We start from the raw sequence: 19,534 nt of genomic DNA, 5'->3' as shown, positions 1-19,534 counted from the left end.
GGTGTGGATCGTCCGCCTCGCGCTGCGTCGGCCCTACACGTTCGTGGTGATGGCGCTGCTCATCGCCATCGGCGGCGTGCTGACGATCGCGCGGGCGACGATCGACATCTTCCCGGAGATCAACATCCCGGTCGTCTCGGTGATCTGGCAGTTCGCCGGGCTGTCGCCGGCCGAGGTCGAGGGCCGCATGGTCACGATCTCCGAGCGTGCGGCGACGACGACCGTCAACGGCATCGAGCACATCGAGTCGCAGTCGCTGGCCGGCGTCGGGCTGATCCGCATCTTCTTCCAGCCCGGCGTCGACATCGCCGGCGGCGTGGCCGAGACGACGGCGATCATGCAGACGCTGCTGCGCATCCTGCCGCCGGGCACGACGCCGCCGCTCATCATCCGCTACTCCGCGTCGAACGTTCCGATCCTCCAGCTCGCGCTCGAGTCGCAGACGCTGAGCGAGCAGCAGCTCTACGACTACGGCCTCAACTTCATCCGCACGCAGCTCGCGACGGTGCAGGGCGCGCAGGTGCCGCTGCCGTGGGGCGGCAAGGTGCGGCAGGTGATGGTCGACCTCCAGCCCGAGCAGATGTACGCGAAGGGGCTGTCGGCGGCCGACGTCTCGAACGCGCTCGCGCAGCAGAACGTCATCCTGCCCGCCGGCACGGCCAAGATCGGCAAGATCGAGTACAACGTCCGCACCAACTCGTCGCCCGACGTCATCGAGGCGCTGAACGACGTGCCGGTGCGCCAGGTCGGCAATGCGACGGTCTACATGCGCGACGTCGCGCAGGTGCATGACGGCTACGCGGTGCAGACGAGCATCGTGCACGTGGACGGGCGGCGCTCCGCGCTGCTGACGGTGCTGAAGACGCCGACCGCCTCGACGCTCGACATCGTGCAGCGCGTGAAGGACGCGCTGCCGCGCATCCAGGCGACGCTGCCGCCCGACCTCGGCATCCGCCAGCTCTTCGACCAGTCGGTGTTCGTGCGCGCGTCGCTGAACGGCGTGCTGCGCGAGGCCGCGATCGCCGCGGCGCTGACCGGGCTCATGATCCTCCTGTTCCTGGGCTCGTGGCGCTCGACGCTCGTCATCGTCGTGTCGATCCCGCTCGCGATCCTCGTGTCGGTCATCACGCTCTCGCTCGTCGGCGAGACGCTGAACGTGATGACGCTGGGCGGGCTCGCGCTCGCCGTCGGCATTCTCGTCGACGACGCGACGGTGGAGATCGAGAACACGAACCGCAACCTCTCGATGGGGAAGCCCGTGCTGAAGGCGATCCTCGACGGCGCGCAGCAGATCGCCACGCCCGCCTTCGTCGCGACGCTGTGCATCTGCATCGTGTTCCTGCCGGTCGTGTTCATCACCGGGGTCGGCAAATACCTCTTCACGCCGCTCGCCGAGGCCGTCGTGTTCGCGATGCTGGCGAGCTACTTCCTGTCACGCACCGTGGTGCCGACGATGGTGCGGTACCTCCTGCCGGCCGAGGCGCATCTCCACGCGCCGGGCGCCGAGCACACCGTCACCGACGGCGGCCCGATCTGGAACGTCCACCGCCGCTTCAACCGGCACTTCGAGCGCTTCCAGGGGCGCTACAAGGCGCTGCTCGGCTGGGCGCTCGCGAACCGGGTGCTGGTGACGGCCGTGTTCGGCGGCTTCGTGCTGCTGTCGTCGGGGCTCTTCCTCCACATCGGCAGCGACTTCTTCCCGACGGTCGACGCCGGCCAGATCCGGCTCCACGTCCGCTGCCCTCCCGGCACGCGCATCGAGGAGACGGAGCGGCGCTTCGCCGAGGTCGAGGAGGTGATCCGCGAGGCCATCCCCCCGGACGAGATCGACATCGTCCTCAACAACATGGGCGTCCCCGGCGGCGGCATCAACCTCGCGTTCAGCGACGCGTCGCTCGTGACGTCGGCGGACGGCGAGGTCCTGATCTCGCTCGCGGAGGGCCACGGCCCCACGGAGGGGTACGTCGAGCGGCTGCGGAAGGTGCTGCGCGAGCGCTTCCCCGATCTCGTCTTCTTCTTCCAGCCGGCGGACATCGTGTCGCAGATCCTGAACTTCGGCCTCCCCGCGCCGATCGACGTGCAGGTCGTCGGCCGCGATCCGAGGAACCTCGAGATCGCGGAGGACCTCGCGAAGCGCATCGGCGCCATTCCCGGCGCCGCCGACGTTCGCCTCCAGCAGGTGCCGCGCTATCCCGAGTTCGGCATCGAGGTGGATCGCTGGATGGCGCGGCAGCTCGGCTTCACCGAGGCCAACGTCGCGCAGAGCCTCCTCGTGTCGCTCTCGGGCACCGCGCAGGCGCAGCCGAACTACTGGCTCGACCGCACGACGGGCGTGAACTACCCGGTCGTCACCCAGACGCCGCAGTACCGCATCGACTCGGTCGGGGCGCTCGACGCGCAGCCGATCGCCGTCCCCGGCCAGCCGCAGCCGCAGCTGCTCGCGAACGTCGCGTCGATCGGCCGCCGGGTCGAGCCGGGCGTCATCAGCCACTACAACGTGCAGCCCGTCTACGACGTGCTCGCCGCGACCGACCGCGCCGATCTGTGGTCGGTGGCCGACGCGGTCGAGGCGGTGGTCGACGAGGTGCGGCCGACGCTGCCGCGCGGCACCATCATCAACATCCGCGGCCAGGCGGAGACGATGCGGCGCAGCTTCACGGCGCTCGCCGGCGGCATGGTGCTCGCGGTCGTGCTCGTCTACCTGCTGATGGCCGTCAACTTCCAGTCCTGGCTCGACCCGCTGATCATCCTGATGGCGCTGCCGGGCGCGCTGGCCGGCGTCCTGTGGATGCTGTTCCTCACGCAGACGAACCTCTCCGTGCCGGCGCTGATGGGCGCGATCATGGCCATCGGCGTCGCGACGTCGAACGCGATCCTCGTCGTGCAGTTCGCGAACGAGCAGCGCGCGGAGGAGCGCCTCGACGCGCACGACGCCGCGCTCGCCGCCGGCACCACGCGGCTGCGGCCCGTCATGATGACGGCGCTCGCGATGATCCTCGGCATGCTGCCGATGTCGCTCGGGCTCGGCGAAGGCGGCGAGCAGAACGCGCCGCTCGGCCGCGTCGTCATCGGCGGGCTGCTGCTCGCCACCTTCGCGACGCTGATCTTCGTGCCCGTCGCCTACAGCGTGCTGCGTACGAAGCAGCCCGACACGACGGTGCCGCCGGAGCTGCAGGAATGAGCACCCTCGACCCCACGGTCCCTGCCCCGGAGCACCGCCGCGTCGCGCGCGTGCTCGTCGTCGTCGGGCTCGTGCTCCTCGGGCTCTACGTCGTCGGGCTCGTGCCGCGCCTGCTGCTCCAGCAACGGCTCGACGAGGAGGCCGCGGCGGCGAAGGCGCGGCTGCCCATGGTGTCGACGGCGCAGCCGATGCGCGCGCCGCAGGTCGTCGAGGTGCCGCTGCCGGGCAGCATGGAGCCGATCCTCACGACCGGCATCTTCGCGCGCACCGACGGCTATCTGCGCGCGCGCTACGTCGACATCGGCGATCGCGTGGCGAAGGGCCAGCTGCTCGCCGAGATCGACACGCCCGAGGTCGACCAGCAGCTGCGTCAGGCACGCGCCCAGCTCGCGCAGGACCGGGCGAACGTCGCCAAGTTCGAGGCCGATCTCGGCCTCGCCCGCACGACGCTGGCGCGCTTCGTCGCCGCCGGCCCCGGCACCGTCTCGAAGCAGCAGATCGACGAGCGCACGTCGGCGGTCACCGACGCCGAGCGCACCGTGGACGCCGGCGAAGCCACCGTCGCCGCCGACGAGGCCAACGTGCAGCGGCTCCAGGACCTGCAGAGCTTCCAGAAGGTCTACGCGCCGTTCGACGGCGTCATCACCGTGCGCAACGTCGACCCGGGCTCCCTCATCTCCGCGGGATCGAGCACGACGGTGACGGAGCTGTTCACGCTGGCGCAGGTCGACGTCCTGCGCATCTTCGTCTTCGTGCCGCAGTCGTACTCGCCCGACGTCGCCGCCGGCCAGACGGCCGAGGTGACGGTGCGCGAGCGGCCCGGGCAGGTCTTCTTCGGCAAGGTGACGCGCACCGCGGGCGCCATCGATCCGACGTCGCGCACGATGCTCACCGAGGTGCAGGTCCCGAATCCCGACGGCCTCCTCCTCTCCGGCTCCTACGCGACGGTGAAGTTCTCGCTGCAGCGGGCGCAGCCGCCGCTCACGATCCCGGCGAGCGCGCTCCTCGTCGACGCGAGCGGCGTGCGCGTCGCGATCGTCGAGCCGGACGGGACGTTGCGCTACACGCGCATCGAGATCGGGCGCGACTACGGCACGCGCGTCGAGGTGCTCTCCGGCCTGCAGGAGAGCGACGTGCTCGCGACGAACCTCACGCCCGGCATCGGCGCCGGCGCGAAGGTGGCCGTCGCGCAGCCGAGCCACGAGGTGGAGCCCGGCGCGCCCGGCACCGCGGCCAACCCCGGCGGTCCGCCCGCGATGGGGACGGGCGCGGCGCCGGCGCCGCCATGAGACGCGCGGTCGTCCTGCTGCTGGTCGCGAGCCTCGCGGGCTGCATGGTCGGGCCCGACTACCGTCGCCCCGCGGCGCCGACGCCCGATGCCTTCGGCGAGATCGCGCCGATCCCGTCGCCACGCGCCGACGGCAAGCCGCCCGAGACCAGCGTCCCCGTACCCGGCGGCATCCCGGAGGCGTGGTGGGAGGCGTTCGGCGACCCGCTGCTCGCGTCGCTCGTCACGCGCACGGTGGCGTCGAACCTCGACCTCGCGCAGGCGGAAGCGCGCGTCCGGCAGGCGCGCGCGCAGCGCGGGATCGTCGCGGCGGATCTCTATCCGCAGATCGGCGCGTCGGGCAGCTACACGCGCGAGCGCACGAGCGCCAACGCCCCCGGCTTCGCCGAGGGGCAGACGCTGAACCTCTTCCAGACCGGCTTCGACGCGGACTGGGAGATCGACGTGTTCGGCGGCATCCGGCGCGGCGTCGAGTCGGCCGAAGCGACCATCGGCGCGACGCTCGCCGATCGCGATGCGATCCTCATCTCGCTGATGGGAGAGGTCGGCCGCGAGTACGTGACGTATCGCAGCCTCCAGCAGCGCATCCGGCTCGCGAACGAGAACCTGAAGTCGCAAGAAGCGACGCTGGCCCTCACGCAGCGCCTCTTCGACGCGGGTCTCGCCGCCGAGCTCGACGTGCAGCGCGCCGCGGCGCAGGTGTCGACGACGGCGGCGACGATCCCGATCCTCGTGCAGCAGCGCGAGCAGTCGATGCACGCCCTCGGCATCCTCGTCGGCGCGCTCCCGATGACGCTCCAGGCGGAGCTCGAGCCCGTCGGGCCGATCCCGGTGCCGCCGACGTCGGTCGGCGTCGGCATGCCGTCGGATCTGCTGCTGCGCCGGCCGGACGTCGCACGCTCCGAGCGCCGGCTCGCGGCGGCGACGGCCAACATCGGCGTCGCGACGCGCGACCTCTTCCCGCGCTTCTTTCTCGTCGGCGCCGCGGGCCTCGAGAGCATCGCGGCGTCGGACCTCTTCACCTGGCAGAGCCGCGCCGCCTCGATCGGCCCGCGGATCACCTGGCCGGTGTTCCAGGGCGGCCGCATCCGCGCCAACATCCGGCTCCAGGACGCCGCGCAGGAAGAGGCGTTCGCGGCCTACCAGCAGACCGTGCTGCGGGCGTTCCAGGACGTCGAGGACTCGCTCGTCGCCTTCTCGGGGGCGCAGGCGCAGCGCGCGCAGCTCGAGGACGCCGTGCGCGCGAACAAGCGCGCCACCGACCTCGCGCGCCGGCTCTATGCGCAGGGGCTCACCGACTTCCTCGACGTGCTCGTCGCCGAGCAGGCGCTGTTCACGTCGGAGGACACGCTGGCGCAGAGCAAGCGCGACGTCGCGCTCGGGCTGGTGTCGCTCTACAAGGCACTCGGCGGCGGCTGGGAGACCGACGCGGCCGCCACCGCGTCGGCACGGGCATCCGCCGACGTCGACACGGAGTGACGCCGCGATCTCGGCAGCGTGCCGCCCGACCGGCGGCGCCGCGCGCGGCGCGCCCGCGATCCCAATACGGATGAAATGGCGGGCATCCTGCAACGTCCAACGGGAGAGAGGACGTTGCTCATGCGATCATCCCGCCCCCTTTCCCTGCTGGTCGCCGCGTGTCTCCTCGCCGCGACGATCGGGCCGCCGCCCGCAGGCGCGCAGAGCGCGTCGGACCTCGACACGCTCGTCGCGCCGATCGCGCTCTACCCCGATGCACTGCTGGCCGACGTGCTGCCCGCGTCCGCGTTCCCCGTGCAGATCGTCGAGGCGGCGCGCGCGGTGGAGAGCGGGCCGGTCGACGCGAACGTCGCCGCGGAATGGGATCCGAGCGTACAGGCGCTCGTCTCCTATCCGTCCGTGCTGACGATGATGAACGACCGCATCACCTGGACGACGCAGCTGGGCGAGGCGGTCGCGCAGGACCAGAGCGCGGTGCTCGCGGCGGTGCAGCGCGTGCGCGGGGAGGCGCAGAAGGCCGGCAACCTGCGAACCAACGACAAGCAGACCGTCACGACGAGCGGCACGAACATCGTCGTCGAGCCGACGGACCCGCAGGTGCTCTACGTGCCGCAGTACGACCCCGTCGCGATCCTGTCGCCGCCGCCCCCGTGGGGCTACTACGCGCCGGCGTACGGCGTGCTCGCGTTCGGCGACGGCTTCGCCGTCGGCGCGCTGACGGCGTACGGCATCGGCTGGGGCTTCGGGCCCGCGTTCTGCTGCGGGCACATCACCGTCATCAACAATCACTACCGCTACGGCCATCCGTACTACGGCGGCCACGGGGGCGGCCATGCGTGGCGGCCGCCGCCGCGGGGCAGCGTCGGTCACGTCGGCCCCGGATTCCACGGCGGCGGCCGCCCGGGCGGGTTCGGTCCGGGTACGACGGCAGGCATGGGCCGCCCGGGCGGCGGTCGCCCCGGTGCGGTCGGTCCGGGCGGCGGCCTCGGGGCCGGTCGTCCCGGAGGCTTCGATCGTCCCGGGCGTGCGGACGCGGGCCGTCCCGGCGGCAACGCCGTTCCCGGCCACGCTCCCCAGGGTCAGATGCTGGGGTCGCCGCGCGGCGGCGGTCACGGGTTCACGCGTGACGCCGGACCCGCCCGGGCCACCGCCGGCGCGCCGCAGCGCGGGTTCGCTGCGGGCTCCCCTCGCGCCGGCGGCGGCTTTTCGGCCGGCGTCGCGCCCGAGCGCGGCAACGCGTTCGACCACGTCGGCGGCGGCGGCTGGAACGCGCGCAGCTTCAGCGCCCGCGGCGCGCAGAGCTTCGGCGGCGGCTTCGGTGGCGGCGGTATCGCGCACACCGGCGGCGCCATGCAGGGCGGCGGCTTCCATGGCGGTGGCGGGTTCGGAGGCGGCCATGGCGGCGGCTTCGGCGGCGGCCACGGTGGCGGCGGCGGAGGACACCGATGACGCGCTCGACCAGGAGGACGACGACCATGTCGCGCTCGATCACGACGACGCTCGCCGCGACGATGTTGCTCACGGCCTGCGCGCACACGCCGCCGCGCGTCCCGCAGACGCCGCCCGGCCCGATGACCTTCGCCACCCCGCGCGACGCCGTCTCCGCGCTCGTCGACGCCTGCCGTGCCGACGACGTCGCGCGCGTCGAGGCGATCTTCGGCGAACGCGACCTCGTCCTCTCCGGCGACCAGGCCGCCGACGCCGACCACTGCCGCCGCTTCGTGCAGGCCGCCGACGCGATGACGCGCCTCGACCCGTGGGGCGACCGGCGCCTCGTGCTCGTCGTCGGCAGCGACGACTTCGCGTTCCCGGTTCCGCTCGTCGAGCGCGGCGACCGCTGGCAGTTCGATCCCGAGGCCGGCGCCGCCGAGGTGCTGCGCCGGCGCGCCGGCGAGAACGAGCTGGGCGCCATCGGCAGGTGCCGTGCCTGGACGCACGACCCGGCCGCGCACGCGGGGATCGACCCGGCGCGCCCGCTGCACGGCTACTACTTCGAGCAGCTGACGGCCCGCGGCGGCGGCCGCGCGCTGCTCGCCTGGCCGGCCGAGTACCGCGTCACCGGCGTGCAGAGCTTCCTCGTCGGTCCCGACGGCCTCGTGCGCGAGAAGGACCTCGGCCCGAACGGCCCGCGCGGCATCACCAGCTGGACAGCGGACGACACGTGGCGCGTAGTGGAGGCGAACTGATGCGACTCTCGGGCAAGACGGCATTCATCACGGGCGGCAACAGCGGCATCGGGCTCGCTACGGCGCAGCTCTTCGTCGCCGAGGGCGCGCGCATCGCCATCACCGGACGCAACCGCGACACGCTGGCCGCGGCCGTGAAGACGATCGGCGCCGGGTCCCACGCCTTCGTCGCCGACGTGCAGGACTTCGAGGCGACGCGGCTCGCGGTCGACGAAGCCGCCGCGGCGCTCGGCGGGCTCGACGTCGTGTTCGCCAACGCCGGCATCGCCGGCGACACGCCGCTCGGCGGCACCGACCCGGCCGCCTTCGAAGCGGTGCTGCGTACGAACGTCACCGGCGTCTTCTTCACGCTTCAGGCGGCGCTGCCGCATCTGCGCGACGGCGGATCGCTCATCCTGAACGGCTCCGTGCACGAGGTGCTCGGCGTGCCGGGCTACTCCGCGTACGCCGCGAGCAAGGCGGGCGTACGCGCCATGGCGCGCTGCCTCGCCTCGGAGCTGGCGCCGCGCGGCATCCGCGTCAACGTCGTGGTGCCCGGTGCGACGCGCACGCCGATCTGGGGTCGCATCGCACCCGAGGCCGACGCGCGGACGGCACTCGAGGCCAGCATCGTGCAGCACATCCCGCTCGGGCACCTCGGTGAGGCCGAGGACGTCGCCCGCGCCGCGCTGTTCCTCGCGTCGGACGACGCGCGCAACGTGACGGCCAGCGAGCTGGTCGTCGACGGCGGGACGATCGGCGCGCCGGCCGGCGCGCCCGCGCACCGCCGCTGATTCAGGCCCCGAGCAGCGCGATGACCTCGCGCACGCGCTCGCCGTGCCGCGTCTCCTCGCGCCCGTTCTGGCGCAGCAGCTTCTGCACCTCCGGGTCGGCCTCGCGGTCGGCCCAGCGCTGGTAGCCGACGTCGCCGTCGAGCTCGCCCTGCACGATGAGCCCGAGCAGCGAGCCCGGTATCTCGTCGGGCAGCGGGATGGCGAGGGGCGCTCGGTCGGCTGCCTCGGGCTCGAAGGGCCGCCCGAGCTTCAGAGCGATCGCCTTCCGCAGCCGCTCCGCGTGCCCGCGCTCCTCGCGCCCGTTGCGCCGCAGGAGCTCGGCGGCCTGCGCGTCGCCGATGCGATCGGCGATGCCGAAGTAGAACTCCTCGCCCGACATCTCGATGCGATAGAGGAGCCGCATGGCGTCGACGTCGAGGGTCTCGATCGCGCCGATCGCCGCGACGGCGGCGAAGAAGTCGGTGGGTGGGGTCATGCGCCTCACTGCGCCGGCCGGTCGTTCCGTGTCGCCGCGGTCCCGATGGACGTCATCGAACGGGCTGGGAGCCCGAGGAAGCGATCACGCGGCCAGCACCTCCGCCGCCACCCGCTCGCCCGACCGCACCGCGCCGTCGATGAAGCCGTTCATCACCGGCGACGTCTCCGTGCCCGCCCAATGCACGCGGCCGACCGGCTCGCGCAGGCGCGCGCCGAGCGTCGTCATGAGGCCCGGCTCCCAGTGCGACATGAAGCAGCCGCGGGTCCACGTCTCCGACGACCAGTCCTGCTCGACCCAGTCCCGCACCTGCGCCGCCTTGGGGCCGAAGCGGGTGACGAGCTGCGCGACCACGAAGCGGCGGCGCGCCGCGGCGTCGAGCGCGGCGAGCCGTGGCGCCTGCGGGCCCGACGCGAAGACGTTGAGGATGCCGGGCGGCGGGGTCGCGCCGCAGGCGTCGATCGAGAAGGGCAGCGGCGAGGACACGTCGAGCGACTGGCCGTTGAGGCCGTCGTGGCGCCAGAACGGCTCGTCGTAGACGACGCCGAACTTGATCGTCGTGCCGGCCGGCAGGCGGCGGCGCAGCTCGGCGTGCTCGGCCGGCAGCGCGGGCTGCCAGTCGATCTCGCTCGCGAGCACCGGCGGAATCGCGACGACCGCGCGCGCCGCCCGCACCGTCACGCCGCCGTCGGCGACGACCTCGACGCCGTCCGCGTCCCGTCGAATGCGGCGGACCGGCGCGTCGAAGCGGACGGCGTCGCCGAGCCGCGCGACGACGCGATCGGCGACGGCCTGCGCGCCGCCGACGAGGCGGTCGCGCTGCGCGCCGTCGGCGATGCCGGTCTGGCGCGCCCAGCCGCCGGCCGAGTGGAGATGGAACAGCAGGTGCAGCAGCGACGCGCCCGCCGGGTCCCAGGCGAAGACGTCCGACGTGACGGTCATGCGCAGCAGCGCGCGCGCCCGCGACGACCAGACGTTCCACGGCGAATCGACCCAGCTCGCCGCCGAGCGGGCGTCGATGGCGCGGGCGCCGGGCGCGGTCCACGGCGCGTCGAGCGGGACGCGTTTCGCCATGCGGTCGAGGCGCGCCATCGCGACGCCGAGGCTGATCAGCGTGAAGAGGCCGAGCGGCTTCGGGATCTGCCCGCGATGCCGGTGCGCCGTGCCGTCGATGACGACGACGTTCTCGCCCGCCGTCCACGTCGGGTACGTGCCGACGCCCATCTCCTCGGCGAGCGCGTAGAGCCGGTCCTGCCCGACGCCGAGCCACGCGCCGCCGCGGTCGATCGGCGTCCCGTCGGCGAGCGTCCCGGTCCACACGCGGCCGCCGGGCCGGTCGCGGGCTTCGAGCACCGTCACGCGCATGCCGGCCTGGGAGAGGCGCAGCGCCGCCGTCAGGCCGGCGTAGCCCGCACCGACGACGCAGACGTCGACGTCGTGCGACGCCATCAGAAGTCGGCCGCCGGCAGGATCCGCACCCAGCGCAGCGGCTCCTTGCCGAGGCTGCGCGAGACGAGATGGCGCTGCTCGGCGAGCTGATGCTGCAGGCGCCGCACCTTCGACTCCTGCGGGCTCAGATCGACGGGCGTTTCGGAGACGAGGACCTGCGCGATGGCGTCCTCGGCCTCGCGCATGGCGGCGCCGAGGCGGTCGTCGTCGCGCGCCGGGCCGTTGCGCATCTGGAGGAGCGCGTGCTCGAGCTGCGAGACGGTGTTGCTCTTCACGACGTGGATCGGCAGGCCGCGGGCGGAGGCGTCGCGCAGCGTCTGCGGGCGGCGGCGCTCGAACGGGCGCAGGGTGAGGACGTCGGTGGCCTCGTCGAGGTCGTCGACCACGTCGCCGCGTATGCCGGACTGGCGGAGCGCGTGGCCGAGCTTCTGGCGCGAGACGCCGAAGGGGTAGATGCGCAGCTTGTCGGCGCGCGGCCGCGGCCGGCCCTTGCGCGGCTCCGGGGCGACCGGCGGTGCGGGCGGCGTTTCGGCGCGCAGCCCGCCGTCGCCGTCGAGGCTGCGCACCTCCGGCATGATCGGGCGCCCGCGCAAGAGCGCGTCGACCACCGCGCCGACGTCGCGGTGCACGGCGACGCGGTCGAACGTCTGGATCTCGACCAGCACGTCGAACGTCGGCGGCGCCTTGCGCTCGAGGATCGTCTTCTGCGTGCCGCGGCGGTGGGCCTCCTCGTCGCCGAGCGTCACCGACTGCACGCCGCCGACGAGGTCGGCGAGGGTCGGATTCTGTACGAGGTTGTCGAGCGTCGTGCCGTGCGCGGTGGCGACCAGCTGCACGCCGCGCTCGGCGATGGTGCGCGCGGCGGCCGCCTCGAGGTCGGTGCCGATCTCGTCGATGACGATGACCTCGGGCATGTGGTTCTCGACCGCCTCGATCATGACGTGGTGTTGGAGGGCCGGCGTCGGCACCTGCATGCGGCGGGCGCGGCCGATGCCGGGATGCGGGATGTCGCCGTCGCCGGCGATCTCGTTCGAGGTGTCGACGACGACCACGCGGCGCTGGCGTTCGTCGGCGAGGAAGCGTGCGACCTCGCGCAGCAGCGTCGTCTTGCCGACGCCGGGCCGCCCGAGCAGCAGGACGCTGTGCTGCTCGGCGACGAGGTCCTCGATGATGCGGATCGTCCCGTGGACCGCCCGGCCGACGCGGCAGGTGAGGCCGACGATGTGGCCCTTGCGGTTCCGCATGCAGGAGATGCGGTGCAGCGTGCGCGGAATGCCGGCGCGGTTGTCGGCGCCGAACTCGCCGACGCGCGCGACGACCGCATCGATGTCCTCGCGCCGCACCTCGCGCTCCGCCAGCTCGACCTCGCGGCCCGGGTAGCGGGCCTCGGGGCGTCGTCCGAGGTCGACGACGACCTCGAGCAGGTCGTCGTTGCCGCCGCGGGCCCGCACCGCCGCCGCCACGTCGGGAGGCAGCGCGTCGAGGAGGGCGCTCAGGTCGTCGTGCTCCGCCATGGCCCGGGTGCAACCCGTATCAGCTTTGCCCGGCCCCCGGCAGCAGGATTCGCCAAGTCGGCCGGACGGGACGATGCTACACTCACCCGTGCTCATGACGGGATTCGCGCTTTTCGAGACGGCCATCGGCCGCTGCGGCATCGCCTGGGGCGAGCGCGGCATCGTCGGCGTCCAGCTGCCCGAGACCGGCGACGGCGCGACGCGTGCACGCCTGGCGCGGCGCTTCGCGGCGACGGAGGCTCCGCCGCCGCCCGAGGTGCAGGAGGCGATCGCCGCCATCGTCGCCCTGCTGCGCGGCGAGGGCACGGACCTCGCCCACCTCGGGCTCGACATGTCGGCGGTGCCCGAGTTCCACCGTCGCGTGTACGAGGCGGCGCGCCGCATCCCGCCGGGGGCGACGCGCACCTACGGCGAGATCGCGACGGCGCTCGGTGCGCCCGGCTCGGCACGCGCCGTGGGCCAGGCGCTCGGGCGCAACCCGTTCGCGATCGTCGTCCCGTGCCACCGCGTGCTCGCCGCCGGCGGTCGCACGGGCGGCTTCTCGGCGAACGGCGGCGTGTCGACCAAGCTCCGTATGCTGGCGATCGAGGGCGCACCGGCGCAGGCGGCGCTGTTCGACGGCGACGGCCGCTACGGCTACGATCCGCGCGTCGCCGTGGAGCACCTGCGCGGCGTCGACCCGGCGCTGGCGCGCGTCGTCGACGCGGTCGGCCCGTATCGTCTGGAGCTGAAGCGCACCCCGAGCATCTATGCGGCGCTCGCCGAGGCGATCGTCTACCAGCAGCTCAGCGGCAAGGCCGCGGCGACGATCTACGGCCGCGTCTGCGCGCTCTTCCCCCGCGCGCACGAGGGACCGACGCCGGAGAACGTCCTGCGTGCGCCGGACGAGAAGCTGCGGGGGGCGGGGCTGTCGCGGCCGAAGATCCTGGCCCTGCGTGACCTCGCGCAGCGCCAGAAAGCGGGCGAGATACCGACGCTCGCCGAGGCGCATCGCCTCGGCGACGACGCACTGATCGAGCGGCTCACGGCCGTGCGCGGCATCGGCCGGTGGACCGTCGAGATGCTGCTCATGTTCCGCCTGGGGCGCGCGGACGTGCTGCCGGTCGACGACCTCGGCATCCGCACGGGCGTCGGCCTGCTCACGCGCAAGCGCGAGCTGCCCGACCGCGCGGCGGTCGCCAGGCGTGGGGCGCGCTGGGCGCCGTATCGGACGGTGGCGAGCTGGTACCTGTGGCGGGCGGTCGAGCGCTCGCGGGCGAAGGCTTAGCGGCCGGGGTTTCCCCCGCGGTGCGGGCAGTCTACGGTGCTCCCGATGCTCGCGCAGACGGTGCTGCACGCCGGGCCGATCCGCGTGGTCGACTATCGTTGCACCCACGACGGCACCGAGACGCCGTACGTCGAGCGACATCCGCTCCACTCCGTGTCGTACGTGCGTGACGGCACCTTCGGCTGTCGCACCAACGGGCGGGCGTTCGAGCACGTCGCCGGCTCGCTCATGGTCGGCCACCCGGGCGACGAGTACGTCTGCACGCACGAGCACGGCGCCGGTGACGCCTGCCTGTCGGTCCAGCTCGCGCCCGAGCTGGTCGACACGATGGGCGACGACCGCGCCGCCTGGCGCACGGCGTACGTGCCGCCCGTGTCCGAGCTGATGGTGCTGGGCGAGCTGGCGCAGTCGGCGGCCGACGGCGCCTGCAACGTGGGCGTCGACGAGGCGGGCATGCTCTTCGCGGCGCGCTTCGTCGGCCTGGCGAGCGGCCGGCTGAAGGCACCGGGCGACCCGTCGGCGCGCGATCGGCGCCGCGCCGTCGAGGCCGCGCTGTGGCTCGACGCGCACGCGCACCGGCCCGTCGACCTCGACACCACGGCGCGCGCGATCGGCCTCAGCCCGTTCCATTTCCTGCGCACGTTCGCGTCGGTTCTGGGTGTGACGCCGCACCAGTACGTCGTCCGCTGCCGCCTGCGGCACGCCGCGCGCCTCCTCGCCGACGACGCCGGCGCGATCACCGACGTCGCCTTCGACGTCGGCTTCGGCGACCTCTCGAACTTCGTGCGGACGTTCCACCGCGCCGCCGGCGTGTCGCCGCGAATGTTCCGCCGAGCGGCACGGGGCGACCGGCGCGTGCTCGGAGAGCGGCTGGCGCGCGCGGTCTGATCCGTCGCGGGTGCAACGCGGCGTCGGTCCTTCTTCGCGACGTTCCTCTCTGCCGTCGGCTTCGTCGGTGACGTCGCGGTGCCGCGGGCCATCGACGGCCCGCCGACCCGGCAGCCCCTGCTCGTGAGCTTCGCCCTGTGACGGGCCGCGCGGCACGCGCGCGACGCTGAGCAGGATTCGCCAAGTCTCGCGCCGCGGCGTGCCGCCATCCTGGCCTCCGACCGAAAGGAGGTCCACGTGTTGATCCTGCACGACTACCCCGAGTCGTTCTTCGCCGAGAAGGTGCGGCGCATCCTCGCCTGGAAGGGCGTCCCGTGGCGCCAGGTGGAGCAGCCGAAGATCATGCCGAAGCCCGATCTCGTGGCGCTGACGGGCGGCTACCGTCGCGTGCCGGTGCTCCAGGTCGGCGCCGAGGTCTACTGCGACACCGCCCGCATCGCACGCGCGCTCGACGAGATCGTCCCCGAGCCCGCGTGCATCCCGCCGCAGCAGCGGGCGCTGTGCGCGCTGCTCGAGGACTGGGGCGATCGGCGGCTCGTCCCGCAGGTGGTGGCGCCGGTGATCGTGTCGATCATGCCGATGCTGCCGCCGGGGTTTCTCGAGGACCGGGCCTCGATGTCGCCGGGCCTGGGCGAGCGGGTCTGGCGCGCGACGGCGCCGTCGGGACGCCGGCAGGCGGTGTTCTCGTTCGACCGCCTGGACGACATGCTGCGCGAGCGGCCGTTCCTGCTCGGCGATGCCTTCACGCTGGCCGACGCCGCCTGTTTCCACCCCGTCTGGTTCGCGCGGCAGGACCCGGCGCTGGCCGAGGCGATCTCGGAGCGCCGCGCGCTGGCCGCGTGGTTCGCGCGCATCGAGGCGTTCGGGCCCGGGCAGGTGCGGGCAATGACGCCGGCGGAGGCCCTCGCGATCGCACGCGAGGCGGCGCCGGCGGACGGAGACGGCCCGGAGGTGGCGGTCTACGCGGACGACTACGGGACCGAGGCGACGCGCGGACGTCTCGTCCGCCGGACCGACGACGCCATCACGCTGCGGCGGACCGATCCGATCGTCGGCGACGTCGCGGTGCACTTCCCGCGCGCGGGATACCGGATCGAGAAGGTCTGACCGACGGGCCCAATGTGATACGCCGATGGCATGGCCGTCCATGCCATCGGCGACGTCCAGGGCTGCTGCGACGAGCTCGAGGAGCTGCTGGAGAAGATCGCGTTCGACCCGTCGCGCGACCGCGTCTGGATCACCGGCGATCTCGTCAACCGCGGCCCCCGCTCGCTCGACGTCCTGCGCCTCGTGCGCGGCCTCGGCGACGCGGCGGTGACGGTGCTCGGCAACCACGATCTGCACCTCCTCGCGGCCGCCTTCGTGCCCGGCACGCGCACGGGGAAGAAGGACACGTTCCAGGACGTCCTCGCCGCGCCCGACCGCGACGAGCTGCTGGGTTGGCTGCGCCGCCGGCCGCTGCTGCATCACGACGCCGACCTCGGCCTGACGATGGTGCACGCCGGCCTCGCGCCGCAGTGGGACCTCGCGACGGCGCGCGCGTGCGCCGCGGAGATCGAGGCCGCGGTGCAGGACGACGCGCGCATCGTGTCGTTCTTCCGCGCCATGTACGGCGACCAGCCGGATCGCTGGTCGGACGAGCTCACCGGCTGGGATCGGATGCGCGTCGCGGTGAACGCGCTCACGCGCATCCGCTTCTGCACGCCGGACGGCCGCCTCGACCTCGCGTACGACGGCGGCCTCGCGGAAGCCCCCGCCGGTCTGGTGCCCTGGTTTCGCATGCCGGGACGTCGGTGGCAGGGAGCGCGGGTGGTGTGCGGGCACTGGGCGGCGCTCGGCTATCACGTCGAGAACGGGGTGACGGCGATCGACGCGGGCTGCGTCTGGGGGCAGCGACTGTGCGCGGTGCGTCTCGACGCGGAAGGCGAGCCGGTGTTCGCGCGCTGCGGCGGGCGGGGGCGATGACCATGCGCACGGCGTCCTGCTGCTGCGGGCAGCTCAGCATCGACGTGCACGGCGAGCCGCTCGGCGTCGGCGTGTGTCACTGTCTCGCCTGCCAGCGCCGGACCGGCAGCGTGTTCGCGGCGCTCGCCGGTTTCGCGGCGCCGTACGAGGTGCGCGGCACGGCCACCGAGTACGTGCGCGCGGGCGACCAGGGAGCGAAGTTCCGCTTCCGCTTCTGCCCGATCTGCGGCACGAACCTCTTCCACACCGAGGAAGGGGAGACCGGCAGCGTGTCGGTGGCGGTCGGAGGGTTCGGCGATCCGACGTTCCCGCCGCCCGGCGACTCGGTCTACGACAAGCGACGCCACGCCTGGGTGCAGCTGCCGCCGGGAACCGTGGTGTTCGACCAGGATCCGACGTAGCGCGGGATCGCTGCGCTGCCCGGCGCGGACGGGCGCCTGGCATCGGCTGATCCCCCATGGGAGCCGACACGCATGGACGCGCCGATGCTCTGGCACATCCCGCTCTCGCACTTCAACGAGAAGGTGCGATGGGCCCTCGACTGGAAACGCATCCCGCATCACCGCCGCGCCCCGGCGCGCAACTACCTGCTCCAGGCGTGGCGGGCGACGGGCCAGGGCAAGCTCCCGATCCTGTTCCTCGACGGTCGCGCGATCGCCGACTCGACCCGCATCATCGCCGCCCTCGAGGAACGCTGGCCGGAGCCGCCGCTCCATCCGTCCGATCCCGCCGCGCGCGCACGCGCGCTGGCGCTCGAAGACTTCTTCGACGAGGGCCTCGGCCCCGCGATCCGCGCTGCCGTCGTGACGCCCCTCTTCCGCAACGACCCCGACGTCGCCCTGCGCATGCTGACGACCGGCATGCCCGACGCCGCCTACGCCATGCTGCGCCCGCTGGTGCGCGTGTTCCCGGCCTTCTATCGCTTCCGTCACGGCATCGCCGACGCCGACCTCGAGACGGATCGTGCCACGGTCCGCACCGCGCTCGCACGCATCGAGGAGGAGCGGCAGGGCCGCCCGTATCTCGTCGGCGACACCTTCACCGTCGCCGACCTGACGGCGGCGGCGTTGCTCGGCGTGCTGCTGCGGCCGCCGGAGATCCAGTACCCGCTGCGCGTCGCGCTGCCGCCGTATCTGGAGGACTACCGGGGGGAGGTGCTCAGGCATCCGGCGGGGCAGTGGGCGGTCGAGATGTATCGCCGGCACCGCGGCACGTCGGCGGAGCTGCCGCGGGCTCCGAAGGGCGACGCGAGGTGACGGCGAAGCCGGGACCTGTGCTGCCGTCTGACGGGGCGGCGAATCCCTTGTCAGGGGAAGCGTGCGGGGGCTATGCGAGCCAGGATGCTTCTCCGCTCCGGGCCGCACGGAACCGCCGGCGTCGCGTTCCGGCCGCTCGCGGGTCGGCATGGCGCCACGCGGACCGGAGCGGGTGCAGGTAAGGCCGAGGTGTCCCGCGGGTTCCGGCGCGGGCGTTGTCTCCGGCGGCGATGCCGCGAAGGCCGGCGTCGGGCGGCGCGGCTCGACAGTCGCTAGGTGAAGAGAGCCGGGTCTCAGATGAAGGTGGTCTACAGAATCACATACCCGAACGGAAAGATATACATCGGCAAGGATCTGACGGGGAGCATCAACTACTTCGGGAGTGCGAACAGCAAGCTCATCGCGATGGACTTTACGCCTGAGCAGAGGCGTAGTTTCAGCATCCGTCGCGATATCCTTTGGGAGTCGGAGACCGCGCCCGATGCCGAGGTTGGCCGCAAGGAAGTCGAGCTCATCAGAGCTCACCGCTCGAATGATCCAGCCATCGGCTACAACCAATGGCCAAAGTCCAAGGGATGAACTCGTTGAGCGGAGAGACGGGTCCTCGCAACCGCTCCGGCTGGTGGTCGCCGAATCGGCGACGTGGAGCACATTGGCCGGTTGGGCGGTCCGACGATTGGATCGAGCGGACGGTGACGGAGCAGGTGTGGCGCGAGGGGCTGTGGGGTAGCCTGAGGCGCGGGGCGGATGCGCTGCCGCCGACTGCGGAGCGGCCGGCCGACGTCGACCGTCGTCCGGGCCTGCTGGAGCGCGAGTGGAGGCCGAGCGGCGTCGCGCCGACGGGTCTTCGGCGCCGGCCGCTCGGCGCCGGCGTGTCGGGAGCCGGATCGTGATCGCGCAACGGATCGGCCTCGTCTCACTCGTGGTCGACGACTACGACGACGCGCTTGCGTTCTTCGTCGGCAAGCTCGGCTTCAGCGTGGCGGAAGACACGGTGATCGCGGAGCAGTCGAAGCGATGGCTGGTCGTGACGCCTGCGGGGGCGAGCGAGACCCGCCTCCTGCTCGCCAGGGCGTCCGACGACGAGCAGAGGATGCGCGTCGGCTCGCAGACCGGCGGGCGAGTGTTCCTCTTCCTCTATACCGACGACTTCTGGCGGGACTACGAGCGGTACAAGGCGAACGGCGTGGTGTTCGTGCGCGAGCCGAAGCGTGAGCCGTATGGCGTGGTCGCGGTGTTCGAAGACCTCTACGGAAACCTGTGGGACCTGCTGGAGCCGAGCGACGCCAACCGGAGCGCCTGACGACGCGCTGCTTCCGGCACGTGACGGCGAAGCCCCCCTCGGTACGGCGACGGTGGAACCTCCGTCCATGACCCGAGGCCGCGATCCAATCCGGCCGACGAGGTGACGAGACATGATCGACAAGCACGACATCGAGCGCGCTCTCGACGCCATCAACGCAGCCGAAAACGCGCTGGCCGAGCTCGGTGTCGAGGGCGTCATCGCCGCGATCGATCGTACGATGGCGCCGTCGGTCGAAGGTTGGATGAACGGCGGGCATCGGCCGGATCGCGAGGCGGAGAGGGCCGTCGAGCGCTGGCTCTTCGCCGAGCTGCCCGACTACCACCGGTCGATCGAGCGGTCGGTCATCGAGCCGCCGCGGGCGGCGATCGGCTGGCGGATCCGCGGGACCAGCAGGTCGCTCGGCCGCAGGCTCGAGATCGTCGGCGCGTCGCATTTCGAGCTCGACGACGAGGGACGGATCGCGCGCTACTGGGTCTACGTCGACCAGAGTGCCTTCCAACCGTGAGC

At 72.9% G+C, this 19,534-nt stretch carries 18 protein-coding genes; 15 read left to right on the top strand and 3 right to left on the bottom strand.

Annotated features, from left to right (window positions below; translation table 11 throughout):
* The first annotated feature begins 1 nt into the window (after position 1).
* The 6 genes from KIT14_01880 (at position 2) to KIT14_01855 (ending at position 8,907) form a co-directional block, all read left to right on the top strand.
* Positions 2-3,181: an efflux RND transporter permease subunit gene (locus KIT14_01880; GenBank protein ID MCW5889282.1), complete on the top strand. Its 3,180-nt coding sequence runs from the start codon at positions 2-4 to the stop codon at positions 3,179-3,181.
* Positions 3,178-4,470: an efflux RND transporter periplasmic adaptor subunit gene (locus tag KIT14_01875; GenBank protein MCW5889281.1), complete on the top strand. Its 1,293-nt coding sequence runs from the start codon at positions 3,178-3,180 to the stop codon at positions 4,468-4,470. The genes KIT14_01880 and KIT14_01875 overlap by 4 nt, the downstream gene beginning before the upstream one ends.
* Positions 4,467-5,948, top strand: a complete 1,482-nt coding sequence (locus KIT14_01870; protein MCW5889280.1) for an efflux transporter outer membrane subunit — start codon at positions 4,467-4,469, stop codon at positions 5,946-5,948. Before KIT14_01875 ends, KIT14_01870 begins: the two co-directional genes overlap by 4 nt.
* A 120-nt stretch (positions 5,949-6,068) precedes the next feature.
* Positions 6,069-7,397, top strand: a complete 1,329-nt coding sequence (locus tag KIT14_01865; GenBank protein MCW5889279.1) for a DUF3300 domain-containing protein — start codon at positions 6,069-6,071, stop codon at positions 7,395-7,397.
* Between the two features lie 26 nt (positions 7,398-7,423).
* Positions 7,424-8,134 carry a DUF2950 family protein gene (locus KIT14_01860; protein ID MCW5889278.1) on the top strand — a complete coding sequence of 237 codons (711 nt, stop codon included), beginning with the start codon at positions 7,424-7,426 and terminating at the stop codon, positions 8,132-8,134.
* A complete protein-coding gene (locus KIT14_01855; protein ID MCW5889277.1) occupies positions 8,134-8,907 on the top strand; it encodes an SDR family oxidoreductase in 774 nt (257 codons plus the stop codon). The genes KIT14_01860 and KIT14_01855 overlap by 1 nt, the downstream gene beginning before the upstream one ends.
* A 1-nt stretch (position 8,908) precedes the next feature.
* Here KIT14_01855 and KIT14_01850 read toward each other — a convergent pair whose 3' ends face one another.
* The 3 genes from KIT14_01850 to KIT14_01840 all read right to left on the bottom strand — a co-directional run bounded on the left by KIT14_01850 (position 8,909) and on the right by KIT14_01840 (position 12,345).
* Positions 8,909-9,382: a ferritin-like domain-containing protein gene (locus KIT14_01850; protein MCW5889276.1), complete on the bottom strand. Its 474-nt coding sequence runs from the start codon at positions 9,380-9,382 to the stop codon at positions 8,909-8,911.
* Positions 9,383-9,466: 84 nt separating this feature from the next.
* On the bottom strand, positions 9,467-10,831 hold the full coding sequence (locus KIT14_01845) for an FAD-dependent oxidoreductase (GenBank protein ID MCW5889275.1): 1,365 nt from the start codon (positions 10,829-10,831) through the stop codon (positions 9,467-9,469).
* Entirely contained in the window at positions 10,831-12,345 is a 1,515-nt protein-coding gene (locus KIT14_01840) for an AAA family ATPase (GenBank protein ID MCW5889274.1), read from the bottom strand. The genes KIT14_01845 and KIT14_01840 overlap by 1 nt, the downstream gene beginning before the upstream one ends.
* A gap of 94 nt (positions 12,346-12,439) precedes the next feature.
* Here KIT14_01840 and KIT14_01835 point away from each other — a divergent pair, with 94 nt between their 5' ends.
* The 9 genes from KIT14_01835 to KIT14_01795 all read left to right on the top strand — a co-directional run bounded on the left by KIT14_01835 (position 12,440) and on the right by KIT14_01795 (position 19,532).
* Complete coding sequence (locus tag KIT14_01835) at positions 12,440-13,612, top strand: methylated-DNA--[protein]-cysteine S-methyltransferase (GenBank protein MCW5889273.1); 1,173 nt, start codon at positions 12,440-12,442, stop codon at positions 13,610-13,612.
* 45 nt (positions 13,613-13,657) lie between these two features.
* Positions 13,658-14,500 carry a helix-turn-helix transcriptional regulator gene (locus tag KIT14_01830; GenBank protein MCW5889272.1) on the top strand — a complete coding sequence of 281 codons (843 nt, stop codon included), beginning with the start codon at positions 13,658-13,660 and terminating at the stop codon, positions 14,498-14,500.
* Positions 14,501-14,737: 237 nt separating this feature from the next.
* Complete coding sequence (locus KIT14_01825) at positions 14,738-15,607, top strand: glutathione S-transferase family protein (GenBank protein MCW5889271.1); 870 nt, start codon at positions 14,738-14,740, stop codon at positions 15,605-15,607.
* A 30-nt stretch (positions 15,608-15,637) separates the two neighbouring features.
* Entirely contained in the window at positions 15,638-16,465 is an 828-nt protein-coding gene (locus KIT14_01820) for a symmetrical bis(5'-nucleosyl)-tetraphosphatase (GenBank protein ID MCW5889270.1), read from the top strand.
* Entirely contained in the window at positions 16,462-16,866 is a 405-nt protein-coding gene (locus KIT14_01815; protein ID MCW5889269.1) for a GFA family protein, read from the top strand. The genes KIT14_01820 and KIT14_01815 overlap by 4 nt, the downstream gene beginning before the upstream one ends.
* Positions 16,867-16,938: 72 nt before the next feature.
* Entirely contained in the window at positions 16,939-17,721 is a 783-nt protein-coding gene (locus KIT14_01810; GenBank protein ID MCW5889268.1) for a glutathione S-transferase, read from the top strand.
* 297 nt (positions 17,722-18,018) lie between these two features.
* The gene (locus tag KIT14_01805; protein ID MCW5889267.1) at positions 18,019-18,300 is read left to right on the top strand and encodes a GIY-YIG nuclease family protein; all 282 of its coding nucleotides are present in this window, start codon (positions 18,019-18,021) and stop codon (positions 18,298-18,300) included.
* A 313-nt stretch (positions 18,301-18,613) separates the two neighbouring features.
* Positions 18,614-19,024, top strand: coding sequence for a VOC family protein (locus KIT14_01800; protein MCW5889266.1), 411 nt, complete (start codon positions 18,614-18,616; stop codon positions 19,022-19,024).
* Between the two features lie 112 nt (positions 19,025-19,136).
* Positions 19,137-19,532: a nuclear transport factor 2 family protein gene (locus tag KIT14_01795; GenBank protein ID MCW5889265.1), complete on the top strand. Its 396-nt coding sequence runs from the start codon at positions 19,137-19,139 to the stop codon at positions 19,530-19,532.
* Positions 19,533-19,534 lie beyond the last annotated feature (2 nt).

The sequence above is a fragment of the bacterium genome (assembly GCA_026129405.1).
GTDB lineage: Bacteria > Desulfobacterota > Binatia > DP-6 > DP-6 > JAHCID01.
The sequence above is the reverse complement of the archived record's forward strand: the minus strand, read 5'-3'. Positions and strand labels throughout refer to the sequence as shown.